The following is a 21,069-nucleotide window of genomic DNA, read 5'->3' on the forward strand; positions in this document are numbered from 1 at the left end:
TGTGCCTCGTCACCGACCCTGCGAATTGCGTGTGTTGGCCCGCCGGCACGCCAACGGGCCCGGCTCCGTAGGGCGGAGCCGGGCCCGAGGCCGTGAAAGGCGGGCCGGTCAGGGGCAGCTGATGCGGGTGTCGCCCGGGTCCGTGGTGCAGGTGTCGGTGTTGTAGCCGCCGTTGGCGATGTCGTTGGCCGGGACGCCGTCGACGGTGTTCAGGAGGTCGTTGCCGAAGTCGCCGAGCAGGTTGTCGCTGCCGGGGCCGCCGATGAGGTTGTCGTTGCCGTAGCTGCCGTCGACGCGGTCGTTGCCGGAGCCGGCGTGGACGGTGTCGTTGCCGAAGGAGGCGTTGACGGTGTCGTTGCCGCTGAGGGCGCAGATCACGTCGTTGCCGTAGCCGCCGTTGAGGGTGTCGTTGCCGCTGGTGCCGACGATGGTGCAGCCGCGGGTGTTGGAGACCGTTGTGGTGACGCTTCGCGTGTTGTTGCCGGGGACGGGGTCCGCCTGGGCGGCGGTGGCCGTTGCCGTGTCCGTGAGGGTGCCCGTACGGGAGGGCTCGGCGGTGACGGTCACCGTGGCGGTGGCTCCGACGGGGAGCGTGCCGAGGGCGCACGTGGCCTGGCTCGGGGTGGTGGTGCAGCTGCCCTGGGTGGTCGTGGTGGAGAGGACCGTGCCGCCGGAGGTGCCGGTGAGGGCGTCCGTCAGTTGGACGCCGGTCGCCGGGGAGGTGCCGTTGTTGGTCACGCGGACGTTGTAGGTGACCGGGTCGCCGAGGGAGAGGGTGGTCGCGCCGGACTTCGTCACCGACAGGTCCGCGCTCGGCGGGGTGGTGCCGGACACCAGATAGCGGACCACGCCGCGGGCGGTGCCGTCCTCCGTGACGCCGGACACGACGATCTTTCCGTCCGGCTGGATGGCGACGGAGTGGCCTTCCTCCCAGTCGTCCTCGTAGAAGGGGCCCACGTCGGTCGTCACCTTGCCGTCGCCGCCGAAGGTGTTGTCGAGGACTCCGTCGGTGTTGAGGCGGACCACGGCGAAGTCGTGCCCGTCGCCGGGGCCGGCTCCGGAACCGGCGGTGACGATCTTTCCGTCGGACTGGAGGGCCACGTCGTGGGCCGCGCCGAGGCCGGCCTCGAAGGGGGTGCCCACCCGGCCGTCCCCGCCGAAGGTGGTGTCCGGGGTGCCGTTGGTGTTGAAGCGGGCCGTCGTGAAGCCCTCCGAGCCGTACCCGGACACGACCAGTTTGTCGTCCGGCTGGAGGACCACGCCGTTCGCGGCGTCTGCCGCGCTTCCCCAGTCGACGGTCGCGTTCCCGTCGTTGTCGAAGGTGGTGTCGGGGCTGCCGTCCGCCGTGTAGCGGGCCAGGGCCGTATTGGTGGAGTAATTGGGGGAGGTGTACCCGGCCCGGCCGACGGCGACGATCCTGCCGTCGGGCTGGAGCGCCAGGTCCTCGACGGACGCGCCGCCGCCCGCGAGCTCGGTCGTCACCCGGCCGTCACCCTCGCCGAAGGTGTCGTCGAGGATGCCCTCGGGCGTGAGGCGGACGAGCGCGAAGGCGCCCTGGGCTCCGCCGGCGGCGAGGATCCTGCCGTCGCCCAGGACCCGCAGCGCGCCCGCCGAGGATCCGCGGCCGAAGTCCGGCGACACCCGGCCGCCGGTGCCGAAGGTCGGGTCCAGCTGACCGCCGGCGGTGTAGCGCAGGACCGTGAACTGACCCCAGCTGACGCCGCCCTCCTCCACGATGCTGATCCCGCCGACGAGGATCTTCCCGTCCGCCTGCAGGGCCACCGCGTGGCCCCCGTCACCGCTGCTGAAGTCCGTCGTCACCGCCCCGCCCTCGCCGAAGGTCGCGTCCGCGGAGCCGTTCGGGTTGTAGCGCAGGAGGGAGAAGTCGCTGCCGTTCTCCCCGCCCTCGGCCGGCGTGAGGCTGCCGACGGTGATGATCTTGCCGTCGGGCTGGAGGACCATGTCCTGGCTGTCCTCGTAGTAGATGAGGTCGGTGACGACCTTCCCGTCGCCGTCGAAGGCCGGGTCCAGATCTCCCGGCGCCGCCAGCGCTGTACCGGGCACCGTGAGCAGCAGTGCCGCACCGGCGGCGGTCGCCGCACAGGTCAGGCGGAGTCTCCTTCGGAGACCGGCGAGGGGCGTGAACATGCAGACGACTCCTTCGGATGGCGAGCGGCCGGGGACCCGCGCGACGGAACCCAGGAGCCATGATCGACTGCGTCGCCCGGGCATTTCGGGACACGCCGGGCGCTTCCGCTGTACGGGCGTGCGCGTTCACGCCGACGTGCGCCCCGGTCGGCGGGCCCCCGGCGCCGTTCCCCGCCTCCGGCCTCTGGGGGGCTCCCGGATGGGCTAAATTTGGCCCTTCGTACGCCGGAATCGGTTGGGGAGAACGCAATGACGGAAGCGATCCTGCTGGTCGGCGGACAGGGGACGCGGCTGCGTCCGGTGACGGTGAACACACCCAAGCCGATGGTCCCGACGGCAGGCGTCCCGTTCCTCGCCCACCAGATAGCCAGGGCCGCCGCCGCCGGTGTCACCCACATCGTGATGGCGACCTGCTACCTCGCCGAGGTCTTCGAGCCCTACTTCGGCGACGGATCCGACTTCGGCCTGCGCCTCGAGTACGTCGTCGAGGAGGAGCCGCTGGGCACCGGCGGAGCCATCCGCAACGCCGCGCAGCGGCTGACCGGCGGCCCGGACTCCTCCGTGCTCGTCTTCAACGGGGACATCCTCACCGGCCTGGACATCGCCGGGCTCGTCGCCTCCCACAAGACCGCCGACGCCGACGTCTCCCTGCACCTGGTGCGGGTCGAGGACCCGCGGGCCTTCGGCCTGGTCCCCACCGACTCCGAGGGGCGGGTGCTGGACTTCACCGAGAAGCCGCAGACCCCCGAGGAGATCATCACCGACCAGATCAACGCCGGCTGCTACGTCTTCCGCCGCAGCGTGATCGACTCCATCCCGGCCGGCCGCCCGGTCTCCGTCGAGCGCGAGACCTTCCCCGGCCTGCTCGCCGCCGGGGCCAGGCTGCACGGGGTCACCGAGAACAGCTACTGGATGGACCTCGGCCGGCCCGAGTCCATCATCCAGGCCTCCGCCGACCTGGTCCGCGGCGTCGTCTCCTCCCCGGCCGTACCCGGCCGCCGCGGGGAGTCCCTGGTGCTGCCCGGCGCCGAGGTGGCGGCCGGGGCCAAGCTGTCGGGGGGCACCGTCGTCGGCGCCGGAGCGCGCATCGAGGCGGGCGCGGCCGTCCACGGCACCATCGTGCTGGAGGGCGCGGTCATCGGCGCGGACGCGCAGCTGAGCGCCAGCCTGGTCGGCGCCCGCGCCTCGGTGGGCGCCCGTACGGTGCTGGACGGCGCGGTCATCGGCGACGGAGCCGTCGTGGGGGCCGACAACGAACTGCGCGCGGGGGCCCGGGTGTGGTGCGGGGCGCAGATCCCCGCCGCCGCGATCCGCTTCTCCCCGGACGCCTGACGGCCTGACGCCCGGCGCTAAGACCCCGACCCCGACCCCGATCAGGTTCCGGGACCGGGGCCGGGCCGGCGCGGTCAGTTCCCGCGGACGGTGACCTTCTCGTCGTTCTGGATCTGCTTCACCAGCTGCTGCACCTTCGCCTTGTCCCAGACGAGGTTGCCGGCGTGCTGCCCGGAGATCGGCATGTTCATCGACACGCCGTCACCGCCGTTGACGCCCTTCATCGCGAAGAACATCTGGCCCATGTCGTACAGGCCCATGTCCTTGTCCACGATCAGGGTGTCCAGCCCCGCGCCCAGCACCGGGTAGAGCTCGAACGGGTTGAGCACCGTGGACGGCGTCGCCGCCTGGCTCGCCAGCGCCGACAGGAACTTCTGCTGGTTCTTCGTCCGCTGGAGGTCCGACTCCGCGAAGGCGTAGCGGGTCCGTACGAAGGCCAGCGACTGCTCGCCGTTCAGCGTCTGCTTGCCGGCCTTGAAGTCGGCGCCGGACTTCTCGTCCTTGAAGCCCTGCTCGATGTCCAGCTCCACACCGCCCAGCGCGTCCACGATGTTCGCGAAGCCGGCGAAGCCGATCTCCGCGTAGTGGTCGATCCGCAGGCCGGTGTTGTGCTCCACCGTGCGCACCAGCAGCTCGGGCCCGTCCTCCGCGTACGCCGCGTTGAGCTTGACCCGCCGCCCCTGCGCCGGGAACTTCTTGCCCGACTGGGAGCCGACGAAGGAGGGGATCTCCACCTCCGAGTCGCGCGGCAGCGAGATCATGGTGTTCCCGCTGGAGCACTTCGCCAGGATCATCATCGAGTCGGTCCGCTTGCCCTCGGCCGAGCCCGTGTGGAGCTTCTTCTTCTCCTCGTCGGACATCCCCTCGCGGCTGTCGGAGCCCACGATCAGGTACGTCGTGCAGTCGCCCTCCTTCGGGCGCTCGATGACCTTGGAGAGGTCCACCTCGCGGCGCACCTTGGAGTCGGCCCAGAAGTAGGTGGCGACCGAGGTCACCAGCAGCGCGGAGACCAGCACGATGGAGCCGATCTTGATCCGCTTGCGCCAGTCGACGACGACCCGGACGGGGACCGGTCCGCCGTCCGGTCCGCCCGGTCCGCCCGTTCCGCGCGGGCCCCTCGGCGGGCCGCCCGGGCCCGCCGGCGAACCGTAGACCTGGCCGGTGTTGTAGCCGCTGTCGTAGCCGCCGTAGGTGTCGTGGCCCTGCGCCTGCTGCGGGGGCACCGACGGCCTCGCCGGGCGCTGGGGCTGCGGGGGCTGCGCGGGCCGTGCGGGCTGCGGGGGCCCCGGCTGCCGCTGCACGTGCCGCATCCGCTGCGCGCCCTCGGGCTGCGCCTGCGCGCTGCCGCGCCCGTACCCGTCGTCGCGGCGGCCGCGGTCCTCGCGGTCGCCGTTCCACCCTGCAGGCCATTCATTCATGCGGACAAGAATGCCTGCCCGGGCGTGTCGTCCGACAGCCCGGGGCGGGTTCCGTACCGGGGCTGTTGCAGAGCTGATGCCTGCCCCCCGCATCTAAGGTGGCCGTATGACAGAGATATCGGACGCGCCGGCGGGGAAGCCGGTCTCGGCCTCCCGGACCACCCTCAGCCACATCATGACCGCCAACGACACCAACCTCCTCGGCACGGTGCACGGCGGAGTGATCATGAAGCTGGTGGACGACGCGGCCGGCGCCGTGGCCGGCCGCCACTCCGGCGGCCCGGCGGTCACCGCGTCCATGGACGAGATGGCCTTCCTGGCTCCCGTACGGGTCGGCGACCTCGTGCACGTGAAGGCGCAGGTCAACTGGACCGGCCGGTCCTCCATGGAGATCGGCGTACGGGTCCTCGCGGAGCGGTGGAACGAGTCCACCCCCGCCACCCAGGTCGGCAGCGCCTACCTCGTCTTCGCGGCCGTGGACGCCGACGGCAAGCCCCGCACCGTCCCGCCCGTGATCCCCGAGACGGAGCAGGACGAGCGGCGCAACCAGGAGGCCCAGATCCGCCGCACCCACCGCCTCGCCCGGCGCCAGGCCATCATGGCCCTGCGCGAGGAGCGGGCGGCCCAGGGCTTCGACGAATGATCCCGCCGGCCGCCGCCCTCACTTCCCGCAGACGACCTGGTCGCCCGTGACCACCCCGAAGGAGCCCTGGTACGGGTCCTCCGCCCGCACCGGTACCACCTTGCGGTAGTCCGCGCCCGCGATCACCAGCACGGTCCGGCCCTGGCCCGACACCGCCCGCAGCTCGCTGCCCGGCAGCGCCGTCGACACCGACCGGGCGGAGCGGTCCCAGCGCGGGTCGTACGCGACCACCGTGCGCTTGACCTCGCGGCTGGCGCCGTTGCCCGGGGCCCGGGTGGTGTCGAAGCCGGTGGCGCGCAGCGCCGCGTCGACCCGGCCGCCCAGCCCGTCGATCCGCGTCCCGTTCTCGACCTGGACCCGGATCTGCTGCGGGGGCACGTCCACCGGCACCGCCGCCGGCCGGGTGCCCGTCTTCCCGGGCCGGGCCGGGGCGAGCGGCCGGTCCTCCCGCAGGGCCTCGAACAGCTTGGCGGCCTTCGGCTCGTCCCACTTCACCGTCGAGCCGATGCCCTTGACCGGGAAGGAGGGATTGCCGACGGGCACCGAGGCGAACTCGGAGGAGGACGGGGTGAAGTCGCGCATCGCCTGTCCGAGGGCGAGCATCTGCTCCGATCCGAAGCCCGTGTCGGCCCGGACCGAGCCGAGCAGCGTGGAGCTGACCTGCTTGAACTTCACGGGGTTGAGCAGGACCCCGCCGCCGGTCGCCTGCTTGATCAGGGCGGCCATGAACCGCTGCTGGCGCTGCATCCGGCCCAGGTCGGAGGCCCCGTCGACATGGCGCGAGCGCACGTACTGCAGGGCCTGTCCGCCGCTCAGCCGGTGGTTGCCGGGCAGCAGGTCGAGGCCGGTGTTCGGATCGCGCATGGTCTTGGCGGTGCAGATGTCCACGCCGCCCATCGCGTCGACCGTCTTCATGAAGCTGGTGAAGTCGACCTCCAGGTAGTGGTCGATCTTCACCCGGGTCATGTTCTCGACGGTCCGCACGGTCAGATTGGGCCCGCCCTCCGCGTAGGCGGCGTTCAGCTTCACGGGGTGCGCCTTGTGGGCCTTGCCGGTGACCAGGTCCCGGTGCGCGGGCACCTCGGCGTAGCTGTCGCGGGGCAGGCTGACCACGCTCGCCCGCTCCCGGTCCGCCGACAGGTGCACCAGCATGATCGTGTCCGTGCAGTGGCAGGGCGCCCCGCCCAGGCGGTACTCGCGCTTCTCCTCCGGGGTGATCTTCTCCCGGCCGTCGGTGCCGACCAGCAGGACGTTCAGGCCGTGCCCGGCCTGCGGCCGGTTCTTCATGTCCTTGAACGGGTCCACCCGCTCGATCCCGGTGTCCAGCCCGGTCATCACCGCGTGCCCGATCGCCCCCGAGCCCAGCACCACCACCGCCAGCCCGCCCGCGAGCCGCACCCCCCACCGGGGCCGCTCACCGCGGCGCCGGACCGGTCCACCCGTACCGCCGCGCCGTGCGCGCTGCGGCTGGGGCGGCCTGGCGGGACGGGTGGGACGGTGCGGCTGGGGCACGGTGGACACCTCCGCGGCGATCAGCAGGGAGACCAGTCGAGGGGAGACGGGTCAGATCGGTCTGATTCGTCAGAACAGTAGGCCCATACGATCAGCCTCTGTCCGTACCGCTCGCTCGGCGCGCACCCGGTTCCCCCGTACGCGGTAACGTGGCACCGATACCCGACCGTGAAGGACCACATGCCCGCCCAGCAGCCCGCAGTCTCGGTGATCATGCCGGTGCTCAACGAGGAGCACTACCTCCGCGACTCCGTCCGCCACATCCTGGAACAGGAATACGCGGGCGAGATGGAGGTGGTGATCGCGCTGGGGCCGTCCACGGACCGCACCGACGAGATCGCCGCCGAGCTCGTCGCCGAGGATCCCCGAGTCCACACCGTCCCGAATCCCACCGGCCGGACCCCGGCGGCCCTCAACGCCGCCATCAAGGCCTCACGTCACCCGATCGTGGTACGCGTCGACGGCCACGGCATGCTCTCGCCGAACTACATCGCCACCGCAGTCCGCCTCCTGGAGGAGACCGGTGCGCAGAACGTCGGCGGCATCATGCACGCCGAGGGCGAGAACGCCTGGGAAGAGGCCGTCGCCGCCGCGATGACCTCGAAGATCGGTGTCGGCAACGCGAAGTTCCACACCGGCGGCGAGGCGGGCCCGGCCGAGACCGTCTACCTCGGTGTCTTCCGCCGCGAGGCGCTGGAGCAGCAGGGCGGCTACAACGAGGAGTTCATCCGCGCCCAGGACTGGGAGCTGAACTTCCGCATCCGCGAGGCCGGCGGTCTGATCTGGTTCTCCCCGGAGCTGAAGGTCCAGTACCGCCCGCGGCGTTCCGTACGGGCCCTCGCCAAGCAGTACAAGGACTACGGGCGGTGGCGGCACGTGGTGGCCCGCTACCACTCCGGCTCCATCAACGTGCGCTACCTGGCCCCGCCGACCCTGGTCTGCGCGATCGCGGCGGGCGTGGTCGTGGGCGTGGCGCTCACCCCGCTCGGCTTCGCCGTCCCGGCCGGCTACCTCGCGGCGATCGCCGCGGGCTCCGTCCCGGCGGGCAAGGGCCTCTCCCTCAAGGCCCGGGCGCAGATCCCGGTCGCGCTGGCCACCATGCACCTGTGCTGGGGCTTCGGCTTCCTGACCAGCCCGCGCGCGCTCGCGAACAAGGTCATCGCGAGCCGCCGCCCGGCGGTGCACCGCGACACCTCGCAGGTCTGAGACGCGTCCGTACGTACGGAAGGGGCCCGGTGCAGCAGCACCGGGCCCCTTCCGCGTACGGACGAACTACCAGGTGAAGCCCGGCTGGATCGCCATGCAGGCGCCCTCGTTGTCGCCGTTGAGCGCGTGGGCGGACGTCGGGAGCGCGGTGGGGGCGGGCGGCGGCGGGGTCGGCGCGTCGCCGGTCCGCCAGTCCTTGCCGACGAACAGGACGATCCCGGAGACCTCGTCGGACTTCTGCACGGAGCCGGCCGGCAGGCCCAGTGCGGTGGCCACGGCGGCCGCGTCGGCCGCCTGGGCGTCGGTGGCGAAGCGGATCACCGTGGTGTCCTCGGCCCCGGTCTGGTTCTCGGCGGAGGCCTTGGTGAACCCCTTGCCGGTCAGCAGGGCGGCGACGTCGGTCGCCCGGTTCTTGGCCCTGGCCTGGGCGCCGTCCTTGCCGCCGCTGGCGTTGCGGACGGAGACCGCGATCTTCGCGGGTGCCGCGGCCGGGGCCGTGGTCGGGGCGGCCGGGGCGGTCGGGGTCGCGGAGACACCCGGCGACGGGGAAGCCCCGTCCGCGGGGGTACCGGATCCCTTGCCGTCGAGCGGGATGTCCTCGCGGACCATCCGGAACACGGCCTCGGCCGCTCCCGCCTCGGGCTCCACCCGGCCCTCCTCGCGGGTGCTGTACACCCACGGCATGGTGGTCATGGTGATCCGCTGCGGCGGGACCTTCTTGAGCTCCATGCTGAGGTCGTACAGCTTGTCGATCTTGTTCAGGCCGGGGTCCACGACCATGGCGTCGATGGCCGCCTGCGCCAGGCTGTTCATCTTCACCGGGTTGGTGAGCTTGGCGTTCTTGCGGAACTCGCGGGCCAACGAGGACATGTACTGGTGCTGGGCGTGGGTGCGGCCGATGTCCGTGCCGTCCTCGAAGCCGTACCGGGTGCGCAGCCACTGCAGGGCCTGCTCGCCCTGGATCTTGGTCGTGCCCTTCTCCAGCTTCAGGCCGGAGCCCTTGCCGTCGCGGGTGCGGGAGTGGACGTTCTGCTCGACGCAGACCGGGACGCCGCCGATGGCGTCCGCCATCGAGACCACGCCCTTGAAGTCGATCATCATGAAGTGGTCGATGGGTATCTTCGTCAGCTCGGTCCAGGCGGCGACCGTGCAGCCGGGTCCGCCGCGCTGGAGCGACTCGTTCGTCTGGACGAGGCCCTTGCTGGCGGGGTGCACCTTGCCGCCCGGCTCGGTGCACTTGGGCATCATCAGCAGCGTGTCGCGGGGCATCGACACCACGGACATGTTGCTGCGGTCCGCGGACAGGTGCAGCAGCATCTGCACGTCCGCCAGCGGGGCTCCGTCGAAGGTGTCGGACGCCCCGCCGAGGGCCTGGTTCGCCTCGTCGTTGCGCGCGTCGGAGCCGATGAGCAGGATGTTCAGGGGGGTCTGCCCGAAGGCGTTGGGCTTGGAACCGCCCAGTCGGGTCTCGCCGAGGTTCAGCGGGTCCGTCTTGATGCTGCCGTTCAGATGGCGGTAGTACAGGTAACCGGCCGCCCCCGTCCCGAGTATGAGCAGGGACAGCACGGACGACACCCAGCGCAGGACGCGCCGCCGGCCCCGCCGAGTGGGACGGGCCGCCGCCCGGCGGGCCGCCCGGGACCCGCCCCGCGGTCGGGGCACCGTGTCGGGCGCGTCCGCACCGCCGCCGGATATGTCACCGGTGGCCTGGGCGGCCGCCCCCTCCCCCCGCACGCTGCTGTGCCTCACACGTCCCCCTCAAGATCCTCAATGGTCGGCATTGTGCCGGTTGTTCCGGCTTCAGCCCGTTATTTCGCGCAGACGGCCTTGTCGGCCTGGGTCTGCTGGATGTCCTTGGGCAGCTCCTGCGGAACCGGCGGCGCCAGCGGGGCGCCCGGTTCCTTGAAGTCCGGTCCCAGCGTCAGCTTCATCGGCGTCTTCGCCGAGGCGTCCGCCGTGCCCATCTTCATCGCGGTGGCCGGGAGCCCCATCATCTCGGCCAGTGCCCGGGCCTGGTCGGCCTGGTTGGGCGCGTACTCGAGCTGGGTGGCGCCGACCTTCGCGGGGGCGTTGCCCTGGTTGCCGGCCTTGGACACGCCCTTGGTGTTCTGCAGCCAGTTCAGGGTGGTGGAGGCGGAGCCCTTGGGGCCGCCGCCGTTGTACACGTCCACCCGTACGTCCGCCGCCGGCGCCTTGTTGCCCTGGAGCAGCGCGTCCTGCTTGGCCTTCGCGTCCGCGTCGGCCGCGTCCTTCGCGGCCTGCTCCTTCTTCTCGACCTCCGTGAGCGAGACGTCCCCCCGGATCATCTGCAGCAGCGGATCGGCATCGGCCTGGTTGAGGACGACGGTGGCCTTGACCTTCTCGGCCGGGTTGTCGAGCACCGGAAGCGTCGTGAAGGTGACGTTCTTGAGGTTTATGTCCTTCAGCTCACCGGCGAGATCGGTGAGTTTGTCGATGGACCCCAGACCCTTGTCCACGGTCAGCGACTTGGTGGCCGCCTCCGCCAGGGAGAAGAACTTCTTCGGGCTGGTCAGCGTTTCCTTCGACTTCATCTCGCGCATCATCGAGCCGAGGAACTGCTGCTGGGTCTTGATCCGGTCCAGGTCGCTCTCGTTGCCGAAGGCGTGCCGGGTCCGTACGAAGGCCAGGGCCTGCTCGCCCGCCAGCCGGTGCTCGCCCTGCGACAGCTTGAGCTTGGAGTCCTTGTCGTCGACGGCCTTCTCCAGGCAGACGGGCACCCCGCCGACCGCCGTGCTCAGGGTCTTCACCGCGTTGAAGTCGACCATCATGAAGTTGTCGACCTCGATCCCGGTCAGCTCCTTCACGGTGCGCATCGTGCAGCCCGCGTCGCGCCCCTCCTGGCCGAGGCTGTTGTTGAAGCGGGTGCCCTTCGTACCGCCGATCTCCTTCGTCGAACCGTCCGGCTGCTTGGTCGGGCAGGACGGGATGTCGGTGATCAGGTCGCGCGGGATGGACAGCGCGGTGGCGTTGGAGCGGTCCTTGGCGACGTGGAAGAGGATCGTGGTGTCGGCGTGGCCGACGCTCTCCGCGTCCCCGTAACCCTCGTTGCCCGCACCGCTGCGCTTGTCGGTGCCGATGACCAGGATGTTGATGGCCTGGTCCTTCTTGAAGCCGCCGGTGCCCGCGCCCGCGATGTCGGTGACGTTGAGGTTGCCGTTCAGGTGGTCGTAGTAGAGGTACGCGCCCACCGAGCCGGCGACCAGCAGGAAGGCCAGCGTTCCGCCGGTGACGACCAGTGCCTTCTTGCGCCGGCCGCCGCCACCGCCGCCCTTGCGGGAGCGGCCGCTGCGCCGGCCGCCGGGCGGGCCGTCGCCGCGCCGGGGCTTGGGTACGGCGGGGGAGGGGGCGGTGGGGGCAGGCGCCGACCTGGACGATCTGCGGGGCGCGCCCACCGAGGGGCGGCGCGTTTGCGCTGCGGGTTCACCCAGTCGCAATTCGTAGTTGCCGGTGCGGGGGTTGAGCACCCACTGGTCTGCGGGGTCGATCTCATCGGCCCGCCCACGGCTCTGCGCATCCACGGTTGCTCGAATCCTCCGTCGGTGCCTCGCGACGCGCCTCCCCCGGGGCGCACGGTCAACGATCCGGCTAACGGGTGCCCGGTCTCTGGTCCGGCCGGGACACCGGATCGCTCACCTTATCCGCCAGGTTCGGCTGCAAACCATGCTGGTGACAAATTCCACTCCCCTTATAACGGGGCGAACCGGTCATCCAGTTCAGTTCGGTCACCGGCTTTTGGGATTGCTTTACCGGCAGTCGGCCGTCCCCGCGGTGGTCCCGGTGAAGGTGGGGACGGGCGCGGGGACCTGCGCGGTTCCCCCGTCGGTCGGATCCGCCGGTTCCGTGGCCGCCTCGGCCCCCGCGACCTCCGGCGGCTCGATCGTGTTCACGGGCTCGGGTACGGGCTCCGGTTGGGGCGGCGGCGGGGCGACGGTGACCGGTTTGTCCATCCGCAGCTGCTGGAACAGCCGGGCCGCGTCCGGCTCGACCAGCTCGTCGCGGTTGGGGTCGCCGGCGTACGGCTGCCGGGGCACGGTCAGGAACTTGACCTGGTCGGTCGGTATGTCCCGGATGCCGCGTACGAGTTCGTACAGGCCGCGCAGCGAGGCCAGCCCCGGGTCCGTGGTCACCGAGGAGGTCGCCGCGTCCAGCAGCGGGTACAGCCGGGCCGGATTGAGCAGAACCCCGTTGCTCTGCACCTTCTTGACGAGCGAGCCGAGGAACTGCTGCTGGCGCTCCATCCGTTCGGTGTCGCTGCCGTTGCCCAGGCTGTAGCGGGCCCGTACGAAGCCGAGCGCCTGCTCACCCTGGAGGGTCTGCCGCCCGGCGGCCAGCCGCAGCTTGGCCTCGGGGTCGTCCATGGGCTGCTTGAGGCAGATCTCCACCCCGCCTATGGCGTCGACCATCTTCTTGAAGCCGCCGAAGTCGATCACCATGTGGTGGTCGACCCGGATCCCGGTGAGCTTCTCCACCGTACGGATCGTGCAGGCGGCCCCGCCCCACTGGAAGGCCCAGTTGAACTGCGCGAACCGCTCGCCGGTGCGGCTCCCGTCGGCCTTCAGGCAGGCCGGTATCTCCGCCATCAGGTCCCGGGGTATCGACACCGCGGTCGCGCTGCGCCGGTCCGCCGGCAGGTGCAGCAGGATCGTGGTGTCGGAGCGCTGGGTGCCCTCGTCCTGCCCGTACCGGGCGTTGTCGTACCCGGAGCGCGAGTCCGAGCCGATCAGCAGGATGTTCTGGGCCCCGCCGGCGAAGTGCGCGGGGCGGTCGCGTTCGTAGCGCCGCAGCTCGGCCGCCGCCGAGGTGTCCTCGGTGATGTTCCCGTCGAGCTTGTTGTAGAGCCACCAGCCGGTGGCCGCCCCCGCCAGGACCAGGAAGGCCAGTCCGAGACCGACCCAGCGCAGCAGCCGGCGCCTGCGGCTGCGCGGAGGCCTGGAACCGCCTCCGCCGGCCGCAGCCGTCCCGCCCGGTATGCCTGCGCTGTCCGTCACTGGCGTCCGTCCCCTCGCCGCTACGACAAGCAGCCGTACGAGTGAGCACGGCCACTGTCGATCCTGCCTCCGGGGAGCCGCGGCAGCCCGGGGGCAGGGCCACGTCTAGGGCCATGTGGGTGACAAATCGCCCATTCCCGACATTAATCAGTGTGGGTGACCGAGGAGCGGGCCGCCGGTCAGACCGTGTGGGTGACGCGCTCGCTCTCGGTCCGCTGCGCCAGCCCGTCGGCCGACAGCTGCTCCGGATTCCGGCACAGCACCACGGACCCGCCGGTGGCCAGCGCCGCGAAGAGCCCGGCCGACAGCCCCTCCCACGTGTCGTAGCCGAGCCGGGTCAGCACCCGCGAGCCCTCGCCCAGGCCGAGCTTCGCCGCGTCCTCGCGGGCCCGGGCGACGAGCGCCGCGTACGAGAGCTCCTCGCCGCCGACCACCAGCCCCGGCCCCTCGGGATCCACCGGCGCGAAGGGAGCGAAGCGGTCGCCCTGCCCCGGCACCTCCACGGCGTAGTCGGCGAACCCGGCCGGCGGCTGCGGGAACCGTCCGCCGAGCGGCCGCAGCGCCAGCGCGACGCGCTCCCCTCCGCACGCCAGGGCCCGGTCCAGGGTGTCCGGCCCGCTGACGACGAGGTCGGCCCCGCCCGGATCCCCGTCCACCTCGGCGACGACCCCGACCGAGGCGCAGGCGAGCAGCCAGACGGCGCTCTGCCAGTGCGCGGGGAGCAGCAGCGCGAGCCGGTCGCCGGGCTCGGCGCCCAGGTCGCCCTGGAGCAGATTGGCGGTCTTGGCCACCCAATTGGCGAAGGTGGCGACGGACAATTCCACGCGCTCGCCCGTGGCGTCGTCGTAGAAGGTGACGAGCGGGCGGCCCGGATCGGCGGCGAGCGCGGATCGCAGCAGGTCGGCAGGGGTGCGGTCGTTGGCGTTCACCCGTCACACCCTACGTGTACCCCTCCCCCGTACGGCGGCCCCCGGCTCCTCCGTACGGGGGAGGGGTAGGGCGTGCACACCGGACGGAGCGTCAGCTCCCGGATGGCGCCCGGCGCCTGGGGTCCTCACGATCCTTGTCATGCGTGGATTCCTTGCTTCCTCGATCGGCGTCGCGACGGCCGCCGCACTGGCCCTCCCGCTCGCGCTCCCTACTCCGGCCCTGGCCGAGGCCTCCCCCGTGACCCCAGCCGGGTCCACCCAGTCGGTGCCGCTCGTCCCCCTGGGATCCGTGGCGGACCGGACCCCCGGCGTCCCCGGCATGAGCGCCACGCCCCGTCTCCCCGAGACACAGGGCCTGACCGCCCGCGAGGTCAAGACGTTCTCGCTGGTCGGCGTCGTCTGGGACGACGCCTCGACCCAGCTCCACGGCCGGGTCCAGGTCCGCACCCGCTCCCTGGGGTCCGCGACCTGGTCCGACTGGCAGGACGTGGAGACCCACAACAGCGAGCACGCGGCCGACCCCGACGCGGCGGAACGGGGCTCCGGGCGGGTCCGCGGCGCCACCGCCCCCCTGTGGGTCGGCGCGTCCGACGGGGTGGAGGTCCGCGTCCAGGCCGAGGCGGGCGCCCCGGGCGGCGGCCGCGCACCCTCCCGGCTGCCCTCGGGCATGCGCATCGAACTCGTCGACCCGGGCGCGGAATTCCCGGCGGCCGGGTCGGACGGCAAGAACAGCGGTCCCGAGGGCGACGACAAGGGCGAGGTGGTGGTGCCGGGCATGACCATGGAGATGGCCGAGTCCTCCGCCGCGAACCTGCCGCACGCCGAGCTCGGGGCGAACGAGATCACCGCCCTCGACAAGGCCGACTCCACCGCCGACGCGATCTTCGCGAGCGAAGGCGAGCTGAGCGCGGCGGCCCGCCCGTACATCGGCCCGCGGCCGCGCATCGTCACCCGCAAGGGCTGGGGCGCGGACGAGAGCCTGCGCGAGTCGGGCTTCGTCTACACGAACACGGTCAAGGCGGCCTTCGTCCACCACAGCGCCACCGGCAACAACTACGCCTGCAAGGACGCGCCGGCGGTGATCCGCAGCCTGTACCGCTACCACGTGCTGAGCAGCGGCTGGCGCGACCTCGGCTACAACTTCGCCGTCGACAAGTGCGGCACGGTCTACGAGGGCCGCGCGGGCGGGGTCTCCAAGGCGGTGCTCGGCGCGCACACCATGGGCTTCAACACGGACAGCATGGGCGTGGTGGTCCTGGGCACCTACACCTCCACGGCGGCGCCTGCGGCGGCGGTCGACGCGGTCGCCCGCCTCACGGCCTGGAAGCTCGGCCTCTTCGGGCGGGACCCGCGCGGGAGGACGACCCTGAAGTCGGGCGGCGGCAACCTGTACACCAAGGGCAAGAACGTGTCGATGAACGTCATCTCGGGCCACCGCGACGGCTTCGCCACGGAATGCCCGGGCAAGAAGCTGTACGGCAAACTCCCGTCGACCCGCACGACGTCGGCCACCCTCCAGGGCCGTCCGTAGCCTCCGGCGGCGCGCGGCACCCGTTCCCTGGCGGGGGCTGGGAGGGTGCGGCTCAAAGACCGGGGCTCCGCCCCGCACCCCGCGCCTCAAACGCCGGCGAGGCTGGATTTGGCTCGCCTCAGCCTGCAAGTGCGCGTAGCGCAACCTTGCGCCCAGGCGGGCTGGATTGCCCGGAGGGCAATCTCAGCCCCGCCGGCGTTTGAGGCGCGGGGCACGGGGCGGAGCCCCGAATCTTGTAGCCGCACCGGTGTAATCAGGCGGGTAAATCCAGCCCCGCCGGCGTTTGAGGCGTGGGGTGCGGGGCGGAGCCCCGAATCCTGTAGCGGCATGCCCGCCCGGCCCCAGGGCTACGCTCAAGGCATGGCCGGCCGCTTCGACCCCCTCACCCCCACCGCCGTGCGCGGCGGCCGCACTGACGTGCCCCCGGGCAGCGGCCGCCAGGCAGGGTCCGGGGCCAAGGCCCGCCGCTGGGCCTGCGACGGCCCCGTCGACCTCGGGCTCACGCTCGGCCCGCTCCGCCGGGGCCCCTCCGACCCCACCTTCCGCACCACCCCCGACGGCTCCGTCTGGAAGGCCGGCCAGACCCCCCAGGGCCCCGCCACCCTCCGCGTCTCGCGCACCGCCGGCCCCGGTCCCGACATCGACGCCGAGGCCTGGGGTCCCGGCGCCGACTGGATCCTCGAACAGCTCCCCGCGCTCCTCGGCGCCGGCGACGACCCCGCCGCCTTCGTGCCCCGCCACCGCCTCGTGCACGCCAGCCACCGCCTCCGCCCCGGCCTGCGCCTCACCCGCAGCGGCCTGGTCATGGAGTCCCTGATCCCCACCGTCCTGGAGCAGAAGGTCACCACCGAGGAGGCCTACCGCGCCTGGCGCCGCCTCGTACGGCAGTACGGGGAGCCGGCCCCCGGCCCGCTGGGCCCGGAGCTGTACGTCATGCCCACCCCCGCCACCTGGGCCCGCATCCCGTCCTGGGACTGGCACAAGGCCGGCGTCGACGCCAAACGCTCCGCCGCCGTCATCCGCGCCGCCCGGGTGGCGACCCGCCTGGAGGAGGCCGCGGCCATGGAGCCCGCGCAGGCCGCCGCCCGGCTGGAGGCCGTCCCCGGCATCGGCCCGTGGACCTCCGCCGAGACCCTCCAGCGCAGCAACGGCGACCCCGACGCCGTCACCACCGGCGACCTGCACCTCCCGGGCATCGTCGGCTACGCCCTGGCCGGCGACCGCGACGCCGACGACGCCGCCATGCTGGAGCTCCTCGCCCCCTACGCCGGCCAGCGCCACCGCGCGGCCCGCCTGATCCTGCTCGCGGGCCGCGTCCCGCCCCGCCGCACCCCGAAGATGCCGCGGACCGACATCGGCAGGCTCTGACCGGCGCGGCTACCGCACCTCGACGAAGTCGGCAACCGGCCGCGCGGGCCGTTCCCGCGGCGGCTCGGCCGGATGCCCCACCGCGACCGCCCCCATCGGGTCCCAGTCCGCCGGCAGCGCCAGCACCTCCCGCACCACGTCCCGGCAGAACATCGTCGAGGACACCCACGCCGACCCCAGCCGCTCCCCGGCCAGCGCGACCAGGAAGTTCTGCACGCCCGCGCCCATCGCGACCACGAACATCTCCCGCTCCGCCGCGTCCCGCCGCGCGTGCCCGTAGTGGTGCGCCCCGTCCGTCACCAGACACGGCACCACCAGGTACGGGGCGGCCCGCAGCACGTCCCCGCGCCGCACCCGCTTCGCGACGGACTCCTCGGACCTGCCGTCCGCCCGCAGGTCCGCGATCCACGCGTCCCGCATCGCGTCCAGCAGCTCCAGCCGCGCCGCCGTCGACTCCAGCAGCACGAACCGCCACGGCGTGGTGTGGTGCGGGGCCGGGGCCGTCACGGCCGCCGCCACCGCCCGCCGCACCGCGCCCGGGTCCACCGGCTCGGCCGTGAAGGCCCGTACGGTACGCCGCTGCGTCACGGCTTCCCGTACCGCCTCCGAGGTGCCCAGCCGGAACATGTCGTCGGCCGGCGTGCGCACCAGGTCCCGCGCCGTCGACCCCTCGCCCAGTACGTGGGCCAGCCCGCGCACGACGGCCACCGGCAGCCCGGCCGCCTTGCCCTTGACCAGGTCGCCCGCCGCGGCCAGCTCGTCCGCCGTCGCCACCACGGTCGCGCTCAGCGGGTTGCCGTGCGCGTCGGTGCCGCCGCGCAGGTCGTCGAGGACCCGCACCCCGGAGGAGCCGATCGCCACGTCCGTCAGCCCGGTGCGCCAGGGCCGCCCGAAGGTGTCCGTCACGACGACGCCCACGTCCACGGAGAGGATGTCGCGCACCCCGGCGCGGATCGCGGCGGCCGAGGCGTCGGGGTCCTCGGGCAGCAGCAGCACCGTGCCGGGCGCGGTGTTGGACGCGTCCACCCCGGCCGCCGCCATCACCAGCCCCCGCCGGTTCTCGACGATCCGCAGCGGACCCCGGCGCGCGACCACCCGTACCGTCTCGGCGTCTATCGCGTCCTCGCGCGAATCGGCCTCGACGATGCGGCCCTCCGCCTTCGAAACGATCTTCGAGGTGACCAGCAGGACGTCCCCGTCCCTCAGGTCGGGCGCGGCCACCGTGATCAGCTTCGCCAGGTCGTCGCCCGGCCTGACCTCCGGTATCCCGTCGACCGCCCGCACCTCGTACGAGGGCACGCCTGCCGGGGTCGGGGCCGTCACCGCGAGGCCTCCGCCAGTTCCAGCGCGGCCCGGGCCATCTCGGCGGTGGCCTCCAGGTCGGTCATCATCAGCGGCACCGCGCGGCAGGTGATCCCGGCGGCCTCCACCTCGGCGACGGAGTCCGCGTCGGCGGTGTCCACGAGCCAGCCGTCGAGCAGCCCGGTGCCGTAGTGCAGGGCGACCGCGGCGGCCGTGGACTCGACGCCGACCGCGGCCAGCACCTTGTCGGCCATCCCGCGCACGGGGGCGCCCCCGACGATGGGGGAGAGGCCCACGACCGGGGCCTGCGAGGAGGCCACGGCCTCCCGGATGCCGGGCACGGCGAGGATCGTCCCCACGGAGACCACCGGGTTGGACGGCGGGAAGATGATCACGTCGGCGGCCGCGATGGCCTCCAGCACGCCGGGCGCGGGCTTGGCCTGCTCGGCGCCGACGGGGACGACGGCCTCCGCGTCCACCGAGGCGCGCAGCCGGACCCAGTACTCCTGGAAGTGGATGACCCGGCGCTCTCCGGTACCGGCCTCGGTGATCGCGACGTGGGTCTCGACCCGGTCGTCGGACATGGGCAGCAGCCGGACGCCGGGCTGCCAGCGGTCGCAGAGGGCCTCGGTGACGGCGCTCAGCGGGTAGCCCGCGCCGAGCATCTGCGTACGGACGATGTGGGTGGCGAAGTCGCGGTCGCCGAGGCCGAACCAGGTGGGTCCGACCCCGTAGGCGGCGAGCTCCTCTTTGACGGTGAAGGACTCGTCGGTGCGGCCCCAGCCCTGGTCCTCGTTGATGCCACCGCCGAGGGTGTACATCACCGTGTCCAGATCGGGGCACACCTTGAGCCCGAACAGGTGAATGTCGTCACCGGTGTTGCCGATGACCGTGATGTCAGCGTCGGGGACGGCCGACTTGAGTCCGCGGAGGAACCGGGCGCCGCCTATACCGCCGGCCAGAACAACAATGCGCATGCGGACAGTCTGTCAGCCGCAGGCTGTCGTTGAGGGGTGGTGGTCGGGTGACGGGCGGGGCTGTCAGGCCGGGGGGAAGCGGGTCAGGCAGGTACGGACTCCGGGCGGGCCGGGGAGCAGTTGTGCATCGGCATCTCGGTCAGGCCCGGGAAGTAGACGTGCAGGCTGACCGCGCCGTCGAGGGTGTCGTTGACGACCTCGTGGGCGTAGCCGGGGGCGAAGACGCGCTGCGCGCCGGGGCGGTGGGTGAGGGGGCCGCGCGGGGTGTGCTCGGTGAGCTCGCCGTCCAGGACGGTCAGCACGCCGGAGGAGGCGCCGTGGTCGTGCAGGCCGCTGCCCTGGCCGGGGACCCAGCTGAGCAGCCAGACCTCGTAGCCGGGGCCGGTGCGCAGCCGGTGGTACCAGCGGGTGGTGGCGTCGTACCGGACGAGGTGCTCCCAGGAGGCGCGGTCCTCGGCGATGGAGCGGGCCAGGCCCACGAACTCGGCGACGGTGGCCGGGTGTTCGCGGGCCGGCTGGAGGAGGTGCTGGACGGAGAGGATGTCGCCGGCGATCTGGAGGTCGCTCTCGACGGTGGTGCGGGGGGCGGCGCTGGCGCTGTTCATCGTGGGGGTTACCTCGACGGGTGTCAGTCGTGCTGGCGGTTGCTGTGGGGGGCGGCCGGAGCTCTGGGGAGCCGAAGCTCCGGAGGCATCAACAGCTGCAACAGCAACAGCGAACCTGGGCAGCGCACAGGAACCCACGAATGGGGGTCCGGGTGGCGGCTGCGGGCGCTGACATGCGAACAAGGAGACCGGGTCGAGGGTCGGACTGTCAACCCAATGTCCGGTTTGAGGCAAAAGTTTCACCTCATCCGGTTACTGTGCGCGGAGAAAGGTTTGTGCAGTCCGCGCCAGGGGATGTGGCGCTGTGTGCGGGCTCAAACCCAACCCGGTCATCTCGTGATCGGAATGTGATCTACGCCGCTTCTTTGGCCGGATCGCAACCCCACCACAGAGTGATACGTCGATTGCGGGTGAAGGTGGGGCATCGTGTGGCGTCTGTGGCATGTGTCACGATTTTTGGCGATATGAACACTTTCTGCATAGGCTTGGTTCCGCAGAGTGAATAAGGGGCCCAATAGCAGATCTCGGCTTGACTGCTCTGGAGCCACGCACTTGTAATTTCACTCGTGTCGTTACGTAGCGATCAGTAACGGCATCACCACGGGGACGCACAGACAGAGCGAGGGGCGCACATGACCGAGCTGTTTCAGGAACTGCTGGTCGAGGAGGCGGACGAAGAGCTCGGATGGCAGGAGCGCGCTCTCTGCGCCCAGACCGACCCCGAGTCCTTCTTTCCCGAGAAGGGCGGCTCCACCCGCGAGGCCAAGAAGGTCTGTCTCGCCTGCGAAGTCCGCTCGGAATGTCTTGAATACGCACTCGCCAACGACGAGCGATTCGGCATCTGGGGCGGCCTGTCCGAGCGCGAGCGCCGCCGCCTGAAAAAGGCAGCGGTCTGATACCCCCCGGGAGCACCGCGCCGGGTACCTACCGCACATCGCACGACATATCGAACCGCACGGCCCGCACGGCACCGCACAGAGCAAACGGTCCGCCTCCTGCACCTTCCCCGCTGGAGGCGGACCGCCGCTTTTCCAGCCGTTAGGGTGGGGCGCTGTCCAGCAGCCTCCGAGGGCACACCACCCCCGGACC

Annotated in this window: 16 protein-coding genes; 6 read left to right on the plus strand and 10 right to left on the minus strand. The window is 72.1% G+C overall.

What is annotated here, in order from left to right:
• Positions 1–108: 108 nt before the first annotated feature.
• Positions 109–2,148, minus strand: coding sequence for a calcium-binding protein (locus ACFWBN_RS28525; protein ID WP_385180775.1), 2,040 nt, complete (start codon positions 2,146–2,148; stop codon positions 109–111).
• A 249-nt stretch (positions 2,149–2,397) separates the two neighbouring features.
• Between ACFWBN_RS28525 and ACFWBN_RS28530 the strand changes: the two genes are divergently transcribed.
• Positions 2,398–3,480, plus strand: coding sequence for a sugar phosphate nucleotidyltransferase (locus ACFWBN_RS28530; protein WP_385180778.1), 1,083 nt, complete (start codon positions 2,398–2,400; stop codon positions 3,478–3,480).
• A gap of 74 nt (positions 3,481–3,554) precedes the next feature.
• Here ACFWBN_RS28530 and ACFWBN_RS28535 read toward each other — a convergent pair whose 3' ends face one another.
• Positions 3,555–4,898, minus strand: coding sequence for an LCP family protein (locus tag ACFWBN_RS28535; protein ID WP_385180781.1), 1,344 nt, complete (start codon positions 4,896–4,898; stop codon positions 3,555–3,557).
• A gap of 106 nt (positions 4,899–5,004) precedes the next feature.
• Between ACFWBN_RS28535 and ACFWBN_RS28540 the strand changes: the two genes are divergently transcribed.
• Positions 5,005–5,541, plus strand: a complete 537-nt coding sequence (locus ACFWBN_RS28540; protein ID WP_385180784.1) for an acyl-CoA thioesterase — start codon at positions 5,005–5,007, stop codon at positions 5,539–5,541.
• 18 nt (positions 5,542–5,559) lie between these two features.
• On the opposite strand, the gene ACFWBN_RS28545 is transcribed toward ACFWBN_RS28540, so the two are convergent.
• The gene (locus ACFWBN_RS28545) at positions 5,560–6,939 is read right to left on the minus strand and encodes an LCP family protein (RefSeq protein ID WP_385180852.1); all 1,380 of its coding nucleotides are present in this window, start codon (positions 6,937–6,939) and stop codon (positions 5,560–5,562) included.
• 294 nt (positions 6,940–7,233) lie between these two features.
• On the opposite strand from ACFWBN_RS28545, the gene ACFWBN_RS28550 reads away from it, so the two are divergent.
• Entirely contained in the window at positions 7,234–8,259 is a 1,026-nt protein-coding gene (locus ACFWBN_RS28550) for a glycosyltransferase family 2 protein (RefSeq protein WP_385180787.1), read from the plus strand.
• A 66-nt stretch (positions 8,260–8,325) separates the two neighbouring features.
• Here the strand turns inward: ACFWBN_RS28550 and ACFWBN_RS28555 are convergent, their stop codons facing one another.
• The 4 genes from ACFWBN_RS28555 to ACFWBN_RS28570 form a co-directional block, all read right to left on the minus strand.
• Entirely contained in the window at positions 8,326–10,008 is a 1,683-nt protein-coding gene (locus tag ACFWBN_RS28555; protein WP_385180791.1) for an LCP family protein, read from the minus strand.
• Between the two features lie 59 nt (positions 10,009–10,067).
• Positions 10,068–11,798 carry an LCP family protein gene (locus ACFWBN_RS28560; RefSeq protein WP_385180794.1) on the minus strand — a complete coding sequence of 577 codons (1,731 nt, stop codon included), beginning with the start codon at positions 11,796–11,798 and terminating at the stop codon, positions 10,068–10,070.
• Between the two features lie 225 nt (positions 11,799–12,023).
• Complete coding sequence (locus ACFWBN_RS28565; protein ID WP_385180796.1) at positions 12,024–13,268, minus strand: LCP family protein; 1,245 nt, start codon at positions 13,266–13,268, stop codon at positions 12,024–12,026.
• Positions 13,269–13,447: 179 nt separating this feature from the next.
• Entirely contained in the window at positions 13,448–14,197 is a 750-nt protein-coding gene (locus ACFWBN_RS28570) for a TIGR03089 family protein (RefSeq protein ID WP_385180799.1), read from the minus strand.
• 139 nt (positions 14,198–14,336) lie between these two features.
• Here ACFWBN_RS28570 and ACFWBN_RS28575 point away from each other — a divergent pair, with 139 nt between their 5' ends.
• Both ACFWBN_RS28575 and ACFWBN_RS28580 read left to right on the plus strand, forming a co-directional pair.
• Positions 14,337–15,728 (plus strand): peptidoglycan recognition protein, encoded by a 1,392-nt coding sequence (locus tag ACFWBN_RS28575; protein ID WP_385180802.1) that lies wholly within the window; start codon positions 14,337–14,339, stop codon positions 15,726–15,728.
• A gap of 360 nt (positions 15,729–16,088) precedes the next feature.
• Positions 16,089–17,096: a DNA-3-methyladenine glycosylase family protein gene (locus ACFWBN_RS28580; protein ID WP_385180805.1), complete on the plus strand. Its 1,008-nt coding sequence runs from the start codon at positions 16,089–16,091 to the stop codon at positions 17,094–17,096.
• A 9-nt stretch (positions 17,097–17,105) separates the two neighbouring features.
• Here the strand turns inward: ACFWBN_RS28580 and ACFWBN_RS28585 are convergent, their stop codons facing one another.
• The 3 genes from ACFWBN_RS28585 to ACFWBN_RS28595 form a co-directional block, all read right to left on the minus strand.
• Positions 17,106–18,419 carry a coenzyme F420-0:L-glutamate ligase gene (locus tag ACFWBN_RS28585; protein ID WP_385180808.1) on the minus strand — a complete coding sequence of 438 codons (1,314 nt, stop codon included), beginning with the start codon at positions 18,417–18,419 and terminating at the stop codon, positions 17,106–17,108.
• Positions 18,416–19,375, minus strand: a complete 960-nt coding sequence (gene cofD, locus ACFWBN_RS28590; protein WP_385180810.1) for a 2-phospho-L-lactate transferase — start codon at positions 19,373–19,375, stop codon at positions 18,416–18,418. Before cofD ends, ACFWBN_RS28585 begins: the two co-directional genes overlap by 4 nt.
• Positions 19,376–19,458: 83 nt before the next feature.
• Positions 19,459–19,980, minus strand: coding sequence for a cysteine dioxygenase (locus ACFWBN_RS28595; RefSeq protein ID WP_385180813.1), 522 nt, complete (start codon positions 19,978–19,980; stop codon positions 19,459–19,461).
• 632 nt (positions 19,981–20,612) lie between these two features.
• Here ACFWBN_RS28595 and ACFWBN_RS28600 point away from each other — a divergent pair.
• Positions 20,613–20,876 carry a WhiB family transcriptional regulator gene (locus tag ACFWBN_RS28600; protein ID WP_003983763.1) on the plus strand — a complete coding sequence of 88 codons (264 nt, stop codon included), beginning with the start codon at positions 20,613–20,615 and terminating at the stop codon, positions 20,874–20,876.
• The last annotated feature ends 193 nt before the right edge of the window (positions 20,877–21,069 follow it).

Origin of the sequence: Streptomyces sp. NPDC059989 (assembly GCF_042736975.1) — a bacterium.
Lineage (GTDB): Bacteria > Actinomycetota > Actinomycetes > Streptomycetales > Streptomycetaceae > Streptomyces.